This window comes from Pseudoalteromonas sp. APC 3358, assembly GCF_030408075.1.
Lineage (GTDB): Bacteria > Pseudomonadota > Gammaproteobacteria > Enterobacterales > Alteromonadaceae > Pseudoalteromonas > Pseudoalteromonas arctica.
The window spans coordinates 64388-83954 of record NZ_JASDCE010000004.1; the positions used below are offsets into that span (position 1 = coordinate 64388).

Genomic DNA, 19567 nt, shown 5'->3' on the forward strand with positions numbered 1-19567 from the left:
AATTTAGGGGCAATGATTTAAGGAATCGTTTTAAGATTTAAATTCATGCACTTATAGATTAATTTAAAGCCAAAAAACCTTAGTAAGACATTAGCGTATTTATTTTAATTGGTCTGTTCGCTACAACACATAGCGTGTTTTAAACAATATGTTTAATTGATAAATAAAGGGTTAAGTACAACTAATGAGTACACATTATTGAATACCCATTAGCCCCTTCATGCCCTATTATGGCGTTGAATTAATTGATTTATTGCTCTTTTTTGAGGCAACCACTCGAATATATAAAACCCCAAGTATTGCAGAAAGAACCGAAGCCACTAAAACCGATGTTTTTGCGTTATGAAGATGCTCGGCTTGCCCATCAAACCCCAACGTAGCAATAAAGGTAGACATGGTGAATCCAATCCCAGCGATAAGTGAAGCACCAATAACATGCTGAAGATTGATGCCCTCAGGCAAGCAACCTATTTTGTAGCGTAAAGCAAGCCAACACGCACCCGAAATACCAATAAACTTACCAACAACAAGACCACTAATAATACCTAAGCCAACGGGATCACTGAGACTCTCAACAAATGAACTAAAGTTAAAAACCACACCCGCATTAACTAAAGCAAATAGCGGTAAAATAAACAGTGCGACAGGCAGGTGCAGCACATCTTCCCACCGACGCAAAGGTGTACCCGCATTTTCGGCTAAATCACGAATTTCGAGTACCTGTTTATGATCCTGCCTGCTAGCCAGAACATCTACTTTCTCTATTTCTTTTTGCATAGAGGTAATGGTTGTTTTTGCCTTTTCAAGCGACCTTTCTGAGCCCAACATTGAGCGTGCAGGAGCCGTTAAAGCAATAGCAACACCTGCTACAGTAGGATGCACACCTGACTGTAACATCATCCACCAGGTGGCAAGACCAATAATAATGTAAAAAAGCGGCTGCCTTATTCCGGCATAATTGGCGGCTACTAAAAAAGCAAATAGAACAACGGCGCATGACAAATACATCACCGATATTTCTTGGGTATAAAACACGGCAATAACGAGTATTGCCCCCACATCGTCAACAATCGCAAGACCTACAATAAAGGCCAACAAGCTTGTTGGTATATGTTTTCTTACAATTGTAAGCACACCTAATGCAAACGCAGTATCGGTTGCCATGGGTATACCCCAACCAATCAGTGAATCTTGCCCCCAGTTAAACAGCGAATAAATACCAGCCGGCACGACCATTCCGCCTATGGCGCAAAAAATGAGCATGTGTCTATTTTTGGGCTCAGCTAAATCCCCAGCAAGTACCTCTCTTTTTATTTCAAGCCCAAGCAATAAGAAAAATATCACCATCAAACCATCATTAATAATGTGTTTAAGCGAGGTTTTTAGCTCAAAGTTTCCTAATGAGATCCCAATAGGCGTGTGCACTAAGTTTAGATAGGTAGCTGAATAAGCTGAATTTGCCCACCATAGTGCAATGATCGTAGATACCAGAAGAAACAGACTAGAGGTGGTTTGAGCACGCATAAAATTAGAAAATGGGTCGTGCATATAGTCTAAGCCACGATTTAGTATATTTTTAGAATCGTTAGGCATATAAGGTAGCCTTATAAATTGTGGGTGTTCGTTTTATCAAAACTTTTAAGATTTAAGTTCTCCAGTTTTACTATCAGTCAACAAACACTTCGCCTTAAAATTACTAGTATTAAGACGAAGTGCACACCCCTAATTAATCTAATGTAAAATTAGATTAGAGATAGATATAATCATTGTGTTATTACGTTATAAGGGTAAATATTTTCGCGGTTTTGGAATGCCAAAATAGCCGTATTTTTAATTATTCCTTGCTCAATGTTTATTGCACGGCGAATGGTTTCATCTTTTTGCCACTGCAAAGCACCTTTAAGTATCGTTTGTAAATATACAATGAGCGCCGCAGAGATTGAACGCGTCGCGCTTTCCCATAAATAACTCGGTGTATGATCAACGCCATAATAATCCGTGTTGTTATATCGAAATAAAGGGTTTTTAAACGTTGTCGGCTTTGCAAAAAAGAATCCCATTCCCTCATCACAGCTAACATCAATAATTAAGCTGTTAGGTTTTAAGCAGTCGGCTTCTGATTCAATTACAAAGTTAACCGGATGAGCTGTTTCTTGATAAGTCCCGTTCACGATAATATCGGCTTCGCTAATTAGATCGCCAAGAGGTCGATTAGTCCCATCATGTTCAACAACCATCATGCGAGCTTCTCCTTCAAGACCTTCTCGTACCTTAACATAGTGACAATCTAATATTTCTTCACGGACTTCGTGATCAGGGCGCTGAATACAAATTGTAATATCTCTAAAACCATGCGCTTTAAGGGCGTAAATAGCGCCTCTACTCACTGCACCAAAACTAAATATAATCGTTTTACGTTGATCGCCATAATGACCATCAATACCCTTAAGTTGCAAAGCATGTATTACAGCGCAATACCCTGCCATTTCATTGTTTTTATAAAAAGTATGGCGCCCTACATTTCCTTGTGGTGACCACACATACATATCTTCAAAAGCAATTAAGGTAAGTTTACGTTCAATTGCCGCTTGTGTTATTTCATGCTGTTGAACGCAGTGGGCATAACCCCAAATAGTGCCTCCTTCGCGCATTTCTTCTAAGTCAGCAAGTACAGGCTTTGCGATAATGGCAGTGCCAATATGGGTAAGTATTTCGCTGCGAGATGCAATGCCACCCGTTAACGTTGCAATATATTCATCGCTAACATTAAAAGCGGTGCCATAGCCTTGTTCAAACACCATTTGTTTTCTAAGACTTTCGGGAATTCGTAATAAGTGCTCTGGGTGAATAGGATACCGTCTTTCATCTGTCTTGCGGGATGTTCCGATAACGCCGATAGTTAATTCACTCATGCTAAGTCCTGTTTATAAAGTAAGTACGCTTGAGTTCATCAACGAATCATCATACTTCGCCAATAAACTTAGGCGGTGTTTTTTCTGTACGTTTTTGGCTCGGATGAACCAACTCTATTTTACAAAGGTGTAATTTTGACAATAAATAATGAAGAGCAGTGAGTTAACTTGCATTGAGTTGCAAGCTGAAGACTATTACCTTTTGAGTAAAAGTGCTGAATGAGTATATCAGAAATAAGTATTACTAACTTGAGTATCTCAAACTGAAATAAAGGGAGTACTCGCTAATTACTGAGGTTTTAACTTAATGATTTACTCTGTAGAGCAGATTTAACCCGCTTTGTATTGGGTTAGCTGAACGTTTGGCTTTTATATCAACTTCGGCTATGTGCCATGAGCGGACTGTCGTAACCTTAGACTCTTGTTAGGGCTATAAGGAGCTAAAGTGATTTGTACCAATTATTATTATGGATAGGATCAAAAAAACCGATTATACAATTGGGGTTAACTATGCAGAGTTGAATATGATTTTTATCTCGGAATCCTGCACCTTTATATAGTTCATCACCTTCTGGAAACATTCCTCTTACAGAATCAATAAATTCAGGGTGTTTTTGAACCTTTCTTTTATTTTGTCCAGCCATATCTGGCAAGTTTAAATCTTGAATTATTAACTCATTATTAAATTGTTGAAGTCTTTGGATAACTTGACAATCAAGCTCTCTTATAAAACTAATATCGTTAACCACAATCCTATTTTCGGGCAGTTCCACACCTAATTTATCACACTCAATTTTGTAAATTTCATAAGTTGATTTAACTTTTTCGAGGTGAACAGAATCTAAAAGGTCAATACAATTACCTAGCTTTATAAATGCACCAATCACAGCTGGCTTTTTCACAGCTTTACTTTGTTTAGCCCAATTTAAAGCTCTCTCATAACTTCCTTCCCAAAAATAAACACCATGACCTAACCAATCATAATCATTTTCGCTGTTAGAAATAGAAGAGCCGTTTTTGATTACTGAATCAAAAACGGCCCTATCGCAACCATGAAAACCTACAACAACTCCAGGTGAAACATACACTTATGCTGCAATCCTTTTAATTAGTTTTCCATTTTTATTTAATATCCCTGCCTGCGTTAGAGATTTTTGAATAGATTCATTCGATTCAAAAGTGATATTTATTGATTGCTTAGAATTAACTTTTTTGTTTTTTAATGTAGCCAATCGCTCATTCAATGCTTTTTGTAAATCAAACATCTCACACTCCTAAGTAGGTATTTATATTTTTTATTCTACAACATTATTGGTATAGATAAAAGTTCGATAGCCCTAACGAGGCTGTAGAATAACTCCAACAGCCAAATTCAATTATAAAACGAGCTCTTGAAATTAACTCTAAGCGTTTTTAAGGCATTAGGTAATGCATTTGGAACCCATAAAACAGGCTGTTTTTTTAAAAAAGAGTAATTCTACAGCCTCAACGCCCTGTTAACAGGCAAAAAAATAGTTGGTTATAAGTAGCGACGAAGGAGCAAAACCAACTGTTTTTTTCCTTGTTTAACAGCTTGTTATGTTTTTTGAACACCATTTTTTAAGGCATTAAAACTATTAATATCTGTATGAGGTAAAGTACCAACATGCTTACCAATCTCTTTATCAATAACACTTTGATCGTTACTGAATTTTTTAATTTCAATATAGGTTGTTGATAATTTCTGAATCATGTCGGCTATTCCAGGCATTTTTACGGAGAAATCACCCGTGCTCATTTCTCCTCCCATTAAAGCTATTGCAATAACTAAGTTTCGTAATGATTTACCAGTGATTTCAATTTTTAATGGGCTATTGTAATTAATGGAAACAATTTCTAACTCGTCATGATTAAACGCATATGCTGAAAAATAATTATAAGAGTTGAGGTCATTAATAAAGGATGGTTCAACTTCGTTGCTTTTACTAACAGTTTGGCTTGTGTTAACGAGTAATGCTCTTAAACATGAATCTATATTTACTTCTAACTCAGAGTCTAAAGTAGTAGATAAATGTTGAGCTGTTTTATATGAAGAAGAAAGCACCTTAAGAAATTCAGTCATTTCATCTACTGTAATTTTTCTACTAAAAGAAAAGTTACTTTCCTCAGAAACCTCAATACTAATTATTTGATTATTGAACATTTACGATCCAGTTTGGTTAAAAACATAACAGCTTATTGAACACCATTTTGGTGGTTTATAACACACCAAAACGGCGTATATTACATACCATGATAATTTCACTAATAATTACCTTTGTAAACAAGCAATTAAAACAGCTAGAAATTAAGCATGTTATTTTGCCCCAAAACGGCGTTTAATAATGTTATTGGACAAAATTAGATTTCCACTCAAAACACAGGAATAAATTTAACTTTTTCAGTGTCCGGTTATCGCTGTGTGTTGCATCGAGTAGTTGAATTCAAAGCTCACTGCAGACTATTAGCTGTATTTACTTTTTAGTTACTTATTACACAAACTGCGCAACTACGTCTTTTTAAAAACTACGTCACGTCTAATATTATTCATTTTTAGAACATGGCCGAAGGTTGATGACCCAGTTAACAACTAAGGGAAAACGGCGATCGAGGCAGCTTAAATCGAAATAATAAAAGTTTAAAAAATGATGTTAAACGCTATTGCAAATCGTGATATTGAACAAGCGACTCACACTTTACTTAAGTGCATTAGTAATTTAACTATTGAGAAATTAGATAGTTGCTGCGAGTTTATAAAGTGTTTGGGTTTAGTAAAAAGAAAGCTTAACGAGTGAAGTAGTCTTACAACGCCAAAACTATTGCTTTAGTTCTATTATTCTAGTTCTATTGCTTTAGTTTTGGCGCTTATTAAAGGGATAATACTAGCCTTTCATTTGTTCAAGCTCTTTGCCTTTGGTTTCGTGTAAAAACTTAAATACAAATATAACTGAAACAAACGCGCAAAGTGCGTAAAAACCATACGCCCTGCTAAACCAATACCTGTGAGCATGACAGGGAACGACCAAGTAATTAAAAAGTTAGCTATCCACTGGGCAAAGCCGGTAACTGCAAGCCAGAGCCGCGAATTTGGTTAGGGAACATTTCGCCTAACATAACCCACATTACAGGGCACCACGATAAGTTAAAAAAGAATACATACGCATTAGCGGCTATTAAAGCAACTATGCCCTGCTCTCCTAATTCTAAGTTACCTGTTGAGCCAATATCTGCATTTAAAAAGGCATAAACAATAACCGAAAGCGTCACCGTCATACCAATTGAGCCGGTTAACAAAAAAGGTTTTCTGCCAATTTTGTCTATAAAATACATGGTAATAAACACCGCTAAAATACTTACAAAGCCGCTTATTATATTAATAAGTAACGCGTCAGATTCAGTAAAACCGGCAGCTTGCCAAAGTACCGCGCCGTAGTAAAAAACAACGTTAATGCCTACTAATTGTTGAAATGTAGCTAAGCCAATTCCTATCCAAACAATGGGGCGTAAACGTTTTTTAGGTTTATCTGATTGTTTTAAATAGGAATTATAAAAGCTTTTTATTTGCGCTTTACTCACCTTTTATATACCCTTAATAGTCTTTATAACAATATCTTCGTATAGCTTTGGCTGAGTAATTTATGCACTATAAAACATCAAACATTTCTAACAACATCGACGAAGAATCGATTCCTGATGACTGCATTAGTAATCTAACCGTAGATAATATTGTATTTGCTATTCATGAAGGTAAGTTAAAGGTGTTGCTGGTTAAATATAACCGCGGCCTTGCAACAAGCCAGTGGGGTTTAATTGGTCATTGGGTTCGTAAAGATGAAAACTTAGACCTTGCAGCTTTACGAGTTGTTAAAAGTACGACCGGTGTTGAAAACCTGTACTTAGATCAGTTAGGTGCTTTTGGTAACGTAGACCGCTACCCTGCCAGACGTATTATTACCATTGTTTATTATTCGCTCGTTCGCTTTGAAGAAACCAACCTTGTGAGTGGCGACAATGCTTTAGAATGTGAATGGTTTGATGTAAATAGTGTACCGGCTTTAATGTTTGACCATGCCGATATTTTAAAAAGTGGCTTAGACTACTTACGCTACAAAGTAAGACACGAGCCGATTGGTTTTAGCCTGCTCCCTGAAAAATTTACCCTGCTTGAGCTACAAGGAATTTACGAGTCGATTTTAAATAAATCACTCGATAAACCTAACTTTAGACGTAAGTTTCAAAAAATGAACTTACTAATAAACTGCAAAGAAAAACAAACAAATGTAGCTCACCGAGCCGCAACGCTTTATCGTTTTGACATAAACGTGTACGAAAAATTAAAAGAGTTTGGTTTTACGTTTGAGTTTTAAATATTCAAAAACATTATTGGATTAAAGTTTGGTCTTTAAGGCAAAACAGCATATTGCTAATATATATGTGATACCTTTAATTCGTTTGCATTATTAATATAAACTAATCAAAAAGGAGCTTTTTACTTGAAACTTACGCCGCCCTAGGCAACCACTCCCTTTTTCATTAGCACGTTGCGTGCACCCTTAATCGCCATCTGCGCGAGAATCATTGTTATTTAAATAAAATACTCCCCTATACTTTGGGAAACTAACTAATTAGGTTTATTACATGTTTGATCACGTAAAAAGAGATTGGCTCTCTAATGTTCGTGGTGATGTGCTTGCTGGTATTGTTGTGGCGCTTGCCCTAATACCGGAAGCTATTGCCTTTTCTATTATTGCGGGTGTTGATCCTAAAGTGGGTTTATACGCCTCATTTTGTATTGCGGTTATTATTGCCTTTGTAGGCGGACGCCCTGGCATGATATCGGCGGCTACCGGTGCAATGGCGCTGTTAATGGTGACGCTGGTTAAAGATCATGGTCTGGAATACTTACTGGTTGCTACCTTACTTACTGGTGTACTACAAATATTTGCAGGCTTTTTAAAGCTCGGTGAATTAATGCGGTTTGTATCGCGTTCTGTTGTAACAGGGTTTGTAAATGCGCTGGCGATTTTAATATTTATGGCACAGTTACCTGAGCTTACCAATGTTACTTGGCATGTTTACGCCATGACTGCTGCAGGCTTAGGTATTATTTACTTATTTCCGTATATTCCAGCTATTGGCAAAATCCTTCCCTCTCCTTTAGTGTGTATTGTTGTTATTACGCTGGTTTCACTGTTTTTAGGGCTTGATATAAGAACCGTTGGCGACATGGGCGAACTGCCAGACACCCTACCTATATTTTTATGGCCCGATGTACCGCTAACACTCGAAACGCTGCAAATTGTTTTACCGTATTCAATTGGTCTTGCGGTTGTGGGCTTACTTGAATCAATGATGACCGCCACCATTGTTGATGACTTAACTGATACAACGAGCGATCGTAATAAAGAATGTAAGGGCCAAGGTATTGCTAATATTGGCGCAGGTTTATTTGGTGGTATGGCGGGTTGCGCCATGATTGGGCAATCAATCATTAACGTTAAATCGGGCGGTCGTGGACGACTTTCAACCTTTATTGCTGGTTTATTTTTAATCATCATGGTGGTGTTTTTAGATGAGTGGCTGCGTTTAATTCCTATGGCGGCATTAGTTGCAGTAATGATTATGGTGTCGATTGGTACATTCTCTTGGGCATCAGTTAAAGATTTAAAAAAGAACCCGCTTTCGTCAAACGTAGTGATGATTTCAACCGTTATTGTGGTTGTTGCCACGCATAATCTTGCCATTGGTGTTTTAGTTGGCGTATTGCTAGCTACGTTGTTTTTTGCGAACAAAATTGGTCGCTTTATGGTTGTTACAACTAAGCACGATGAAACTAAAAACCTAGTAACTTATGAAGTTGTAGGTCAGGTATTTTTTGCCTCAGCAGAGCAATTTATTGCTTCGTTCGATTTTAAAAGTGCGGTAACAAATGTTGTTATAGATTTAACCCATGCCCACTTTTGGGATATAACCGGTGTATCGTCACTCGATAAAGTGGTTATTAAATTTAGACGCGAAGGCGCAACAGTTAATATTGTTGGTATGAATAGCGCAACCGAAACAGTTGTTGATAAGTTTGGCGTACATAACGACCCCAAAGAAGTCGATAAACTACTTGGCGGTCATTAAGGAGAATGTAATGGAAAAAATAATTACCTGTATCGATGGCTCTGTCATTACACACGCTGTAACCGAAGCTGCTATTTGGGCTTCAAAAAAGCTAGATAAATCAATTAGCTTTATACATATGCTTGAAAAAATACAACAAACTAATGTAGGTAACTACACCGGTACAATTGGTTTAGGTGCCCAATCGGCTTTGCTTGAAGAAATGACAAAACTCGATGAACACCGTAGTAAAGTTTCTTTAAAACTAGCAGATGAATTACTCGACTCGGTTGCTGTACAAGCAAAAATTGCTCATATTCAAAACTATGAATTAATTAAACGTCACGGTGATGTAATCGACGCTATTATTGATTTTAAAGATGATACTCGCTTAATCGTTATTGGTCGAAATGGTGTTGATCATCGTGTTGATTTAAATGCACTTGGTTCACACATCGAAACGCTCGTGCGTAGCGCTTCGCAACCAATATTGCTTATTTCTAGAAAGTTTAAGCAGCCTAAATCATTTATGATTGCGTACGACGGCCGCGAAACAGCCGACAAAGCACTGCAACAAGTCATTGATGGCGGTTTATTACATGGGCTTCATTGTCATTTAGTGAGTATTAATAATAATGAGAAGAACTTAGAAGAGAAGTTTCTTAACGCTCAGTTTAAGCTTAGTAGTATGGGTTTTGAAGTGTCTGCAAGCTTTTTAGAGGGCAATATTTTTGACTCGTTAATGCAATACAAAGAGCAAAATAATATTGATTTGATTGTTATGGGGGCTTTTGGGCACTCTAAGTTAAGGCAGTTTTTTGTGGGCAGTAATACCATTAAAATGCTCGAAAACAACGATGTGCCAGTTATTATATTAAAGTAAGTGGTTGTTTTAAGTAAGCACCACTTTTAAGTAAGCAACTGTTTTAAATTATATTTTAATGACCCACTTTAAAAAGCCTAAAATCACTTAACTGATTTTAGGCTTTTTTGTTTTTGGCTTAGCTTCAAACTTTTCAAATAAAAACTGAATAAACGACGTAACCTTTTGAGCCACAAACTTTCTATGCGGATAAATAGCAAATAAGCCAAACTCAAAGGTTTTATAGTCCCGCATAACCTGTACAAGCTTACCCGATGCAATATCGTCTCTCACCACTATTTCAGGAATTAAGCCAATACCGCCACCCGCCACAACCACCTCTTTTACAGCTTGCGGATTATTAACCGAAACACGCGAGTTTACGCTTGCCGTTAAGGCCTCACCACTAGGTGAAACTAGAGGCCAATGGCGACCTATTTTAAAGTTGCTATCAATCACTGTGGCATGTTGCTCAAGCTCGTTAACACTCGCTGGTGCGCCAAAACGCTGAATGTATTCGGCTGACGCACATAAAATTAGAGGGTAGCTGGTAATTTGCCTCGCGATTAAATTAGAGTCAGACACACTGCCAATTCTTATTGCTAAATCAACCCCCTCTTCTAGCAAATCAATTGTTTTGTCTGAAAGCACTAAATCAATACTTAAATCGGGGTATCGGCTCAGTAATTCAGGCATTAACGGCGCAAGGTTTGATTCACCAAACGACACCGGCGCACTCACCCGAAGTTTGCCGCTAGCAAGTGCTGTTTGACCCGATAAGTTATCGAGCATTTCACTGTAGCTTTCAATTACAGGTACTACGCTTGTGTAATAACTTTGCCCCGCTTCGGTAATCGAAATTCTGCGCGTGGAGCGGTTAAATAACCTAACCCCTAAGTCTTGCTCTACAATGCCCACGTACTTACTAACCAGTGCCTTTGAGAGCCCTAGCCTGTCGCCTGCGGCTGTAAAAGAGCCTGTTTCAACAACCGCGATGATTGTTTTAATGCCAATAATAGTATCCATGATTGTCAATATAGCATTGACATTAATTCCTTACTAGCTCGGTTTTTAAAAACTGATAATAGTGAAAGAATAGCGTTATTAAAAATCACTATTCAAATTAAAAAACAGGACAACCCATGAGCAACCTAACGCTATACCGTTTTACTTTATCTGGTCATTCACATCGTGCAGAGCTATTTACATCGCTTTTAAAGCTTGATGTAAATATGGTTGATGTTGCACTGCAAAACGGCGCACAAAAGCACGCTGACTTTTTAAAAATGAATATTTTTGGACAAGTACCGGTACTTAAACATAACGATGACGTAATTAACGATTCAAACGCTATTTTGCTGTACTTGGCACAAAAACTTGATGCTAACAGAACCTGGTACCCTGAAGATGTAACTGTTCAAGCGCACATTCAGCGCTGGTTGAGCGTTGCTGCAGGGCTTGTGGCTTCAGGACCGTGTTCAGCTCGTTTAGTCACTGTATTTGGCGCAGAGCTTGATCATCATAACGCGATAAATATTGCCCATACATTATTTAAAACAATGGATGCGTACTTACAAAATCGCGAATACTTAGTAGGCACTCAGCCAACTATTGCCGACATTGCCAACTTTTCATACATAGCACACGCACCAGAGGGCGGCGTATCACTTAGTGAATACCCAAATATTTTAAGATGGTTAAGCAACGTTCGTAAACTTGATGGCTATATAGCAATGCCTGAAACAAAAGCGGGTTTACTAGCTTAGTTTTAAGTTTTTAATACTGTTTGGAAAGAGGCTATTGAGCCTCTTTTTTGTGTTCGTTTAAGTGATATTTGAAATTTGGACATAGGTTTATAATCCGAATAGCTAGTAATAGATAAATTGGCTCTGGTAAAAACCCTATAGCAATTAACCTTACGATCCATCTGATGTTGCGCATATATTCAGAAAACACTCTTTTTAAAGTCTGTTTTGTTATGAGTTTATAAAAAGCTTAATAATAGTAATATCTAAGATAATTTGCTAAAACTACATAAAATAGAAAATGAGCATGACGTCAGAAGATATATATTCTGCTTACGTACAATTAAATTGTTAAGACATTGAAAGAAATTCGGCTTTGAGCCAACAACACCGATAGTGTTTATCTTTCTAGTTTTGGGGCTAAAAATTTAAACAGATTCATTTTTGCGATGAACATATATTTACAGAGGGCTTGAATTGAAAAATATAGGATTGAGAGATTGGTTAGAGCCGCCCGAACCACGTGGTTTACACTGGTTTCAAAAAAGAGGCAGAGTATTTGAGGAAATTCTTAACAGCATGCTTTCGAAGGAAGAAATGGAAGCACGGACGAGCATGCGCCCCTCAGGAGAAGAGATTTATGGTTCCTTTGCAATCGGTGATAATTTCTATCTACTTGAGGCAAAGTGGCATGCATCCCCAATTCCTGCATCTGCATTATACTCATTTAAAGGAAAGGTTGATGGAAAGCTGATAGGTACTATAGGTGTGTTCTTTTCCATGTCTGATTACAGTACAGATGCTGTAGACGCCTTATTGAATGGGAAAGAATTAAATCTTATTCTTTTTGGTCATAACGATCTTCTGCTTATTGAAGATGGGAAGATCACCTTCCGTGAGGCTATGCGCGTGAAGCAACGTTATGCCGCGAGCTACGGTCAACCATTCTATCCTTTAGAGACTTATTTTTCCGAGACTAAACTAGCAAATCTAGATATTAAAACTCAAATTCATAGACAAAAGTGGATTATATTAGTTGAAGGCGAGGATGATGTCCGCACTATTCAAGTATTATTAGGACGCTTCGACATTATTGCCCAATTTAATGTTGTGCCAGCAGGCGGACAACTAGCAGTTGCTCAACTTGCAGAGCATTTGATAAATAATGATAAGACAAATGTTGCTGCAATAATTACACCTATATCTGATCCAGATATTCAGCAAGAGCAAATTAAAAGAATCAATGAGATCGGGGCAGAATTAATCGTCTTAAAACAAGATATCGAACTCTGGCTTGACAACTACGTTTCCGTGGAATACCACAACACAGCTTTTTTTCTCAGTGACCGGAATGGAAAAATGGCTCGACGATATGCTCGGAATGCAGATTTAGAAAAACTTATTACTGAGAATCCATCTTTTTCCGAACTAATGTTGAAACTTGGTGCTAAACCAAAATCTACCGGGTCAAGTTCCGATTTCTGACATCCTAACAACTAACCGCCCATAATTAGCACCACAACACCTGTCAGGATTAATGACCAGAATAGTTAATTCTGACAGTTTATATCTACTTATAGTTTTGTATTCAAAACACTACAGCTCTAAATCAAGCTCCTCAACCCCTTTAGCAGGTACGGCGCAGCAAATAAGCGCCTGCCCTGTCTCTACTGGGTAACTTACGTTATTACGATACACCACAGCGCCTGCGTTTATTTTTACGGCGCAACTGCCGCAGCTGCCGTTTCGACAGCCAAATTCAGGTTCTAAACCATGAGATTCGGCTACATTAAGTATAGTGTTATCGCCTTTATTCCAGCGCTGTTCAAAGCCCGATTTACTGAATTTAATTACAGTGTTGTCGGCTTCCTCAATGCTAATCCCTTTACTTTTATTAGGCGCTTCGTTTGTGTTAAGTACTTTGCGCTTAATACTGGAGGGTCCAAATGCTTCCGCAAATATGTTTTTATCCTGCACACCGAGCAATAACAGTTCGTTATATACGTGCTGCATAAACGCTTGCGGTCCGCATAAAAAGAACTCGTAATCATCAAGTGGTAAATAGTACCTAAACACATCCGCATTTATGCGCCCTTTTAAATTAAAGCCATTGTCTTGCTTTTCATCAAGCTCAGGCTGCGATAAAAGTGAGTAGTAATCAATTGCCCCGCCACTCGTATCTGCAAGCGTTTTTAGCTCGTTATAAAACGCACGCTGCTGTTTATTTTTAGCACTGTGAAAAATATGCAAAGGGCGTGTATAGCCGGTTCTTAACCCTTCATGAGTAATGTGTTTAGCCATTGAGAGCATAGGTGTAATACCTATTCCGCCACCAATGAGTACCGCTGGTTTGGCGCTGGTTGAGTCAATAAAAAATTGCCCTTGTGGGTATTTAGCTAAAATAACGTCACCTACTTTTACGTTATTATGAAAGTAGTTAGACACCTCACCACTGAGTTCTTTTTTAATCGATAACCGATAAAATAGTTCATGAGGGCTTGATGAAACGGTGTAGGTTCTAATAACAGGTTTGTTATTACTGTTATTACTGTTATTACTACTACTTGGTATTTGTACAGTTAAATGCTGCCCAGCTTTAAACGGTAACAAGGTTGTATTGTTATGCCCTTCTAAATAAAAGGAGGTAATTACATTACTTTCTTTCGTTATTTTAGTTACTTTTAAAGGCTGCCAAGTATGTTTTAGTTTTTCGGCTTGTTTGTTTTTATCAGCCTCAAGCCACGTGCCCGTCATTTTAGTGTTAGGGGAATAAGCATCAAATTTAGCACTAAACGGGAGTAAGTTTTTTAGCCACATTCCTTTAGTGAGGGTAAATTTCCAGCCTCGGTCTGCGCCAATAAAGCCTTCAAGCGCTGAGTGCCCGTCCCATAAAATTTCAACGCTGCCGGTAAGCATTAATACATTACCCGTATCAAAATCAGGAAATAACAAACCTGCTTTTGGGTTTAATAAAAAGTTACCCAAGGTATTAAAAAAATTGTTACCTGCGTAATCAGGAATCGTTAATGTATTGCCTTCTCGCTTTACAAAGCCCGGCAACCCACCACGGTGAGAAACATCAACCCCTTCAATTTTTGGATTGTTTTTAGCGGTTATAAAACTCGAAACAAAAAATGTATCGGTGGTGTCAATTAACGTACTGGCTGCGTTATCAAGTGTATTAAATTCAACTTTTTGTACCGCATTACTTTTAAGTAAAGGATCTCTATTAAACGTTAAGTCGCGCGTTTGAATATACTGCGGACAATTACCAAAGGATTGATCAACATTAAAACTCACTTTATTATCACTAATTACCTCACCTACGCGCACATTTAAACGATTACGCCTACGCGTGCTTAGCTCAATGCCTAATAAACCAATTGGCGAGCCGGCAATGTTTAACGTGCCATGTAAGGGGTCGTTTTTATCAACCGCGTGTGTCATTAATAACGACGTGGGTGTGGGGGCGCTTAAAAAGCCTGACTGTCCTGAAACAATAGATACCCACACATCGGCGTTTTCATCAACACTGCCTGCAACCACAAATGGTAACTGCTCAAAAAAGGCTTGATGCTGCTCTGGCATAAATGAGCGCACGGCACGTTTGCCAAATGTTGCCATTATTTCTCGTTTACCGAGTTTGTCTTGTATTGCCAGCTCGCCTTCGTGAAAAGGTGAAGCATCTATTGAGTTTGTATTTATCATTTTGCTCGTAATTCGTGTGCGTATTTTATGGGTTAAATTTAACGCAATACACACTCAATGATAATGAGTATTTTATTGACTGATAATGCACAAAACAATGACAATACTTGCACCCACTTAGTGCTAGGCGCGCACCAAAATATAACAAAACGGGTTTTATCCTCACTCTAAAAACACATTAAATACTATTTAAACAATAACTTAAAAAACTGGCTGTATTTTTGCAAACATTCTATTAACAAGCCCGTTTTACTTACGGCAAAAATTTAGGTTGTTAGCACAATAGCTATTAGCAACCATCGGCAAAGAAGCCCGCACACAGTTATGCATATTGCGTATTTGTGGCGGGCTTTTTTGTTAATTGTATTTAAACCGTCACTTTAAGGAATGCCCTATGCAAACCTCGCAAAAAATACTCATTATTGGTAATGGTATGGTCGGACACCACTTTGTTGAGCAAATGCGCCAAAGCGATGCCAACGCAGACATTACTGTACTTTGCGGAGAAGCAAATCTTGCATACGATCGCGTGTACTTATCAAGTGTATTTGATGGCAAAACAGCCGCTGATTTAGCACTTACAACTCACGACAACTATAAACAACTCAATATTAATGTGCATACCAGCCAGTGGGTTGAAGGCATTGATAGAACAGCAAAAATAGTGACCACATTAACCGGTGAGCAATACCCATACGACAAACTTGTACTCGCGACAGGTTCGTTCCCATTTGTGCCGCCTATAAAAGGTAACGACCAACCCCATTGTTTGGTGTATCGCACATTAGAAGATTTAGAACAAATAAAAGCCAGTGCCGCTGTAAGTAAAAGCGGTGTTGTTATTGGCGGTGGTTTATTAGGGCTTGAAGCTGCAAATGCGATTAAACAGCTCGGGCTTGATACCCACGTAGTTGAATTTGCACCGCAACTTATGGCTGTTCAACTTGATGGACAAGGCGGTACGCTACTAAAAAATAAAATAGAAGAACTCGGCGTAACGGTGCATACATCAAAAGCGACCAGTGAAATAGTAAAAGGCGAAACGAGTCGCTTTAGATTAAATTTTTCGGATGAGACATTTTTAGAAACAGACCTTATTTTGTTCTCTGCAGGTATTCGCCCGTATGATCAGCTAGGTAAAATTGCTGATTTAGAACTCGGTGAACGCGGCGGTATTATTATTAATAACCAATGCCAAACGTCAGATCCTGATATTTTAGCCATTGGTGAATGTGCCCTGTGGGACAAAAAACTATTTGGCTTAGTAGCACCGGGTTACAACATGGCGCGCGTTGCAGCGAGTCAATTAAGTGGCGGCGAGCTTGAGTTTTTAGGTGCCGACATGAGCACAAAACTTAAGTTATTAGGTGTAGAAGTAGGCTCAATTGGCGACGCTCATGCAAAAACGCCAGGCTGCAAAGAACTTATATACCAAGACGCTATTCGCGGCTGTTATAAAAAAATCATACTAAGTGAGAAAGGCGATAAATTACTGGGCGCTGTACTTGTTGGCGATACCAGCGACTACGATACTTTATTACAGTACATGCTTAACGACATGGACTTACCAGAAAACCCTGAGTGTTTAATTTTACCAGACAGCGGCGGCGCACCGTCGTTATCGGGCAGTGCCCTACCCGACACCGCCACTATTTGTTCGTGTCACAATGTGAGTAAAGGCGACATTGTAGGTGCAATTGATGGCGGCTCATGTGATTTAGCATCGGTAAAATCATGCACTAAAGCAGCAAGCGGCTGTGGTGGTTGTGCCGCGTTATTAAAATCAGTTGTTGATAACGAATTAGCAAGTCGCGGAGTTGAAGTAAACAACCATGTATGTGAGCACTTTGCGTATTCACGCCAAGAACTACTGCACATGGTAAAAGTAGAAAGCATTAAAAGCTTTGATGACTTACTAACTAAACACGGCAGCGGTCATGGCTGTGAAATATGTAAACCTGCCATTGCCTCTATTTTAGCCTCAACATGGAACGACTTCATTTTAGAGCCCGCTCATGTTGGCTTACAAGACACTAACGATACGTACCTAGCAAATATGCAAAAAGATGGTTCGTACTCTGTGGTACCGCGTATTGCGGGTGGCGAAATAACCCCCGACAAACTCATTGTAATAGGACAAGTAGCAAAAGATTTTAACCTGTACTGCAAAGTCACTGGCGGTCAGCGTATTGATTTATTTGGTGCGCGCTTAGAAGAGCTTCCTGTTATTTGGGAGCGACTTATAGAAGCTGGATTTGAGACAGGTCATGCTTATGGTAAGTCTCTTAGAACCGTTAAATCGTGTGTGGGTAGTACGTGGTGTCGTTATGGTGTGCAAGACAGCGTTGGACACGCAATAGAAATAGAAAACCGCTACAAAGGATTACGTGCACCGCATAAATTTAAAATGGCGGTATCGGGTTGTACTCGCGAATGCGCCGAAGCACAAAGTAAAGATATTGGCATTATAGCTACCGAAAACGGCTGGAACTTATACGTGTGTGGTAATGGCGGTATGCGCCCTCGCCATGCTGATTTATTTGCAACCGATTTAGACACGCCAACACTGATTAAATACATTGACCGCGTGATTATGTTTTACATTAAAACAGCTGACAAATTACAACGTACGTCGGTATGGATGGAAAATCTTGAAGGCGGTTTAGACTACCTTAAAAGTGTCGTAATTGACGACAGCTTAGGCATTTGCGATGAGCTAGAAGCGCAAATGGAATTAATTACACAAACCTATGCGTGTGAGTGGAAAAAAGCCATTGAAAGCCCAGATGCTGCCAAACGATTCCGCCAGTTTGTTAATAGCCCCGAAACCGACGACAACATTTTGTTTGTGCAAGAGCGTAACCAAATTCGCCCTGCTACAGAAGCCGAAAAACGTGAGCAACGTAATACACAAAACCGTATTCCAGTAATGGAAGTTGAAGAGGAGCAAGCTGATGTCTTGGCATAATATTGGAACAATCGACAACCTAGTGGCTAATAGCGGCGTATGCGCATTAGTTAATAATCAGCAAGTGGCTATTTTTTACATTCCACAAAATCCAACGGCTGTGTTTGCCATTAGCAACTACGACCCGATTGGCAAAGCCAATGTATTATCGCGTGGCATTATTGGCTCAATCGACAATAAATTAGTTGTCGCATCGCCTTTATATAAGCAACACTTTTGCCTAGAAACAGGCGAATGTTTAGAAGCAGAAGCAATACACTTACCGGTTTTTAATGCAAAAATTGAAGACGGCAGTGTATTTATAAGCTCTGAACCAAAAGTTACAACAGCTGTGGCTTAGGGGAATATTATGAGTGTACTGTCTTATTTTTCGGGTATTGAAAACGTGTGGCTAAATAAGCTTGTTACTAAGCTAACAGGCTCAAATGATCGCAGTGCTAAAAGCGGCAACGTTTATATAATTGGTGCGGGCCCAGGAGACGCAGAGCTAATTACGGTAAAAGCGCAGCGTTTAATTAATACCGCCGATGTTGTTTTATACGATTGGTTAGTAAGCGATGATTTATTAAAAACGCTTCCTAAAAAAGCACAGCGTGTATTTGTAGGTAAACGTGCTGGTAAGCATTCGATGACCCAAGCTAACATTTGCGAACTACTGGTTAAATACGCGCAACAAGGCTTAAACGTAGTGCGTTTAAAAGGCGGTGATCCGAGTATATTTGCACGTATTAACGAAGAAGCCGATGCACTTACCAAGCATAATATTAATTTTGCTATTATTCCGGGTGTTACAACGGCTTGTGCTACTTCTGCTTATACGGGTATTCCGCTCACTGCACGCGATGTAGCGCGTAGTGTTACATTTTTAACGGCGCAGTTTGCCGATCCTAACAAGCAACCTCATTGGCAAAATTACGCGTTTATGCCTGCAAACAACAACCCCACTTTAGTGGTTTATATGGGGCTTTCGCGCTTACAAACGCTAAGCAACGGTTTGCAATCAGTGGGCTGGCCAAGTAATACACCCATTGCACTAATAGAGAATGCCACTACCACTAAGCAAAAAGTAATTACTAGTACGCTTGAACTGATAGTAAATGAGCATGCTAAACACAACCTTCAAGGCCCTACCCTTATTATGATTGGTGAAGTAATAAATCATAAAATGGCAATTAGCCCTGAGTTATTAAACAGTATAAATGTTAACGCATGATACAAAATGAATAATGCACTTTTCGCGCTTACT

The 19567-nt window shown here is 38.8% G+C and carries 15 protein-coding genes and 1 pseudogene; 8 read left to right on the forward strand and 8 right to left on the reverse strand.

Annotated features, from left to right (window positions below; translation table 11 throughout):
* Nucleotides 1-228: 228 nt before the first annotated feature.
* From nhaA to QL995_RS07675, 6 genes and pseudogenes are all read right to left on the reverse strand, one after another.
* Nucleotides 229-1593: a Na+/H+ antiporter NhaA gene (gene nhaA, locus QL995_RS07650; protein ID WP_290293881.1), complete on the reverse strand. Its 1365-nt coding sequence runs from the start codon at nt 1591-1593 to the stop codon at nt 229-231.
* Nucleotides 1594-1763: 170 nt separating this feature from the next.
* Complete coding sequence (locus QL995_RS07655) at nt 1764-2912, reverse strand: N(5)-(carboxyethyl)ornithine synthase (RefSeq protein ID WP_024594224.1); 1149 nt, start codon at nt 2910-2912, stop codon at nt 1764-1766.
* A gap of 440 nt (nt 2913-3352) precedes the next feature.
* Entirely contained in the window at nt 3353-4000 is a 648-nt protein-coding gene (locus QL995_RS07660; protein ID WP_290293882.1) for a hypothetical protein, read from the reverse strand.
* Nucleotides 4001-4177, reverse strand: a complete 177-nt coding sequence (locus QL995_RS07665) for a hypothetical protein (RefSeq protein ID WP_290293883.1) — start codon at nt 4175-4177, stop codon at nt 4001-4003. It abuts the gene before it with no gap.
* A 311-nt stretch (nt 4178-4488) separates the two neighbouring features.
* A complete protein-coding gene (locus QL995_RS07670) occupies nt 4489-5094 on the reverse strand; it encodes a hypothetical protein (RefSeq protein WP_290293884.1) in 606 nt (201 codons plus the stop codon).
* A gap of 718 nt (nt 5095-5812) precedes the next feature.
* A pseudogene (locus QL995_RS07675) lies at nt 5813-6440 on the reverse strand (MFS transporter); the annotation flags it as partial.
* Nucleotides 6441-6568: 128 nt separating this feature from the next.
* Here QL995_RS07675 and QL995_RS07680 point away from each other — a divergent pair.
* The 3 genes from QL995_RS07680 (at nt 6569) to QL995_RS07690 (ending at nt 9921) form a co-directional block, all read left to right on the forward strand.
* Nucleotides 6569-7297 carry an NUDIX domain-containing protein gene (locus QL995_RS07680; protein WP_024590950.1) on the forward strand — a complete coding sequence of 243 codons (729 nt, stop codon included), beginning with the start codon at nt 6569-6571 and terminating at the stop codon, nt 7295-7297.
* Between the two features lie 271 nt (nt 7298-7568).
* Nucleotides 7569-9059: a SulP family inorganic anion transporter gene (locus QL995_RS07685; protein ID WP_282115335.1), complete on the forward strand. Its 1491-nt coding sequence runs from the start codon at nt 7569-7571 to the stop codon at nt 9057-9059.
* A gap of 10 nt (nt 9060-9069) precedes the next feature.
* Nucleotides 9070-9921, forward strand: coding sequence for a universal stress protein (locus tag QL995_RS07690; RefSeq protein ID WP_024607376.1), 852 nt, complete (start codon nt 9070-9072; stop codon nt 9919-9921).
* Nucleotides 9922-10008: 87 nt separating this feature from the next.
* Here the strand turns inward: QL995_RS07690 and QL995_RS07695 are convergent, their stop codons facing one another.
* A complete protein-coding gene (locus QL995_RS07695) occupies nt 10009-10926 on the reverse strand; it encodes a LysR family transcriptional regulator (RefSeq protein WP_290293886.1) in 918 nt (305 codons plus the stop codon).
* Between the two features lie 116 nt (nt 10927-11042).
* Between QL995_RS07695 and QL995_RS07700 the strand changes: the two genes are divergently transcribed.
* Nucleotides 11043-11666 (forward strand): glutathione S-transferase, encoded by a 624-nt coding sequence (locus QL995_RS07700; protein WP_290293887.1) that lies wholly within the window; start codon nt 11043-11045, stop codon nt 11664-11666.
* 456 nt (nt 11667-12122) lie between these two features.
* The gene (locus QL995_RS07705; protein WP_290293888.1) at nt 12123-13130 is read left to right on the forward strand and encodes a hypothetical protein; all 1008 of its coding nucleotides are present in this window, start codon (nt 12123-12125) and stop codon (nt 13128-13130) included.
* A 111-nt stretch (nt 13131-13241) separates the two neighbouring features.
* Here QL995_RS07705 and QL995_RS07710 read toward each other — a convergent pair whose 3' ends face one another.
* Nucleotides 13242-15353, reverse strand: a complete 2112-nt coding sequence (locus tag QL995_RS07710) for a pyridoxamine 5'-phosphate oxidase family protein (protein WP_290293889.1) — start codon at nt 15351-15353, stop codon at nt 13242-13244.
* Between the two features lie 394 nt (nt 15354-15747).
* Between QL995_RS07710 and nirB the strand changes: the two genes are divergently transcribed.
* Genes nirB through cobA form a run of 3 tightly spaced genes read left to right on the forward strand, consistent with a single transcriptional unit; the run spans nt 15748 to nt 19534 of the window.
* Nucleotides 15748-18321 (forward strand): nitrite reductase large subunit NirB, encoded by a 2574-nt coding sequence (gene nirB, locus QL995_RS07715; protein WP_290293890.1) that lies wholly within the window; start codon nt 15748-15750, stop codon nt 18319-18321.
* A complete protein-coding gene (nirD, locus tag QL995_RS07720; protein ID WP_002959861.1) occupies nt 18308-18661 on the forward strand; it encodes a nitrite reductase small subunit NirD in 354 nt (117 codons plus the stop codon). Before nirB ends, nirD begins: the two co-directional genes overlap by 14 nt.
* Before the next feature lie 9 nt (nt 18662-18670).
* Nucleotides 18671-19534, forward strand: a complete 864-nt coding sequence (cobA, locus tag QL995_RS07725; RefSeq protein ID WP_290293891.1) for a uroporphyrinogen-III C-methyltransferase — start codon at nt 18671-18673, stop codon at nt 19532-19534.
* The last annotated feature ends 33 nt before the right edge of the window (nt 19535-19567 follow it).

Bases quoted from the DNA above. Each gene is read 5' to 3' on its own strand.
- QL995_RS07710 (WP_290293889.1), bottom strand. From the start codon at position 15,353: ATGATAAATACAAACTCAATAGATGCTTCACCTTTTCACGAAGGCGAG.
- QL995_RS07700 (WP_290293887.1), top strand. From the start codon at position 11,043: ATGAGCAACCTAACGCTATACCGTTTTACTTTATCTGGTCATTCACAT.
- QL995_RS07670 (WP_290293884.1), bottom strand. From the start codon at position 5,094: ATGTTCAATAATCAAATAATTAGTATTGAGGTTTCTGAGGAAAGTAAC.
- QL995_RS07680 (WP_024590950.1), top strand. From the start codon at position 6,569: ATGCACTATAAAACATCAAACATTTCTAACAACATCGACGAAGAATCG.
- cobA (WP_290293891.1), top strand. From the start codon at position 18,671: ATGAGTGTACTGTCTTATTTTTCGGGTATTGAAAACGTGTGGCTAAAT.
- nirB (WP_290293890.1), top strand. From the start codon at position 15,748: ATGCAAACCTCGCAAAAAATACTCATTATTGGTAATGGTATGGTCGGA.
- nirD (WP_002959861.1), top strand. From the start codon at position 18,308: ATGTCTTGGCATAATATTGGAACAATCGACAACCTAGTGGCTAATAGC.
- QL995_RS07655 (WP_024594224.1), bottom strand. From the start codon at position 2,912: ATGAGTGAATTAACTATCGGCGTTATCGGAACATCCCGCAAGACAGAT.
- QL995_RS07690 (WP_024607376.1), top strand. From the start codon at position 9,070: ATGGAAAAAATAATTACCTGTATCGATGGCTCTGTCATTACACACGCT.
- QL995_RS07695 (WP_290293886.1), bottom strand. From the start codon at position 10,926: ATGGATACTATTATTGGCATTAAAACAATCATCGCGGTTGTTGAAACA.
- nhaA (WP_290293881.1), bottom strand. From the start codon at position 1,593: ATGCCTAACGATTCTAAAAATATACTAAATCGTGGCTTAGACTATATG.
- QL995_RS07665 (WP_290293883.1), bottom strand. From the start codon at position 4,177: ATGTTTGATTTACAAAAAGCATTGAATGAGCGATTGGCTACATTAAAA.
- QL995_RS07685 (WP_282115335.1), top strand. From the start codon at position 7,569: ATGTTTGATCACGTAAAAAGAGATTGGCTCTCTAATGTTCGTGGTGAT.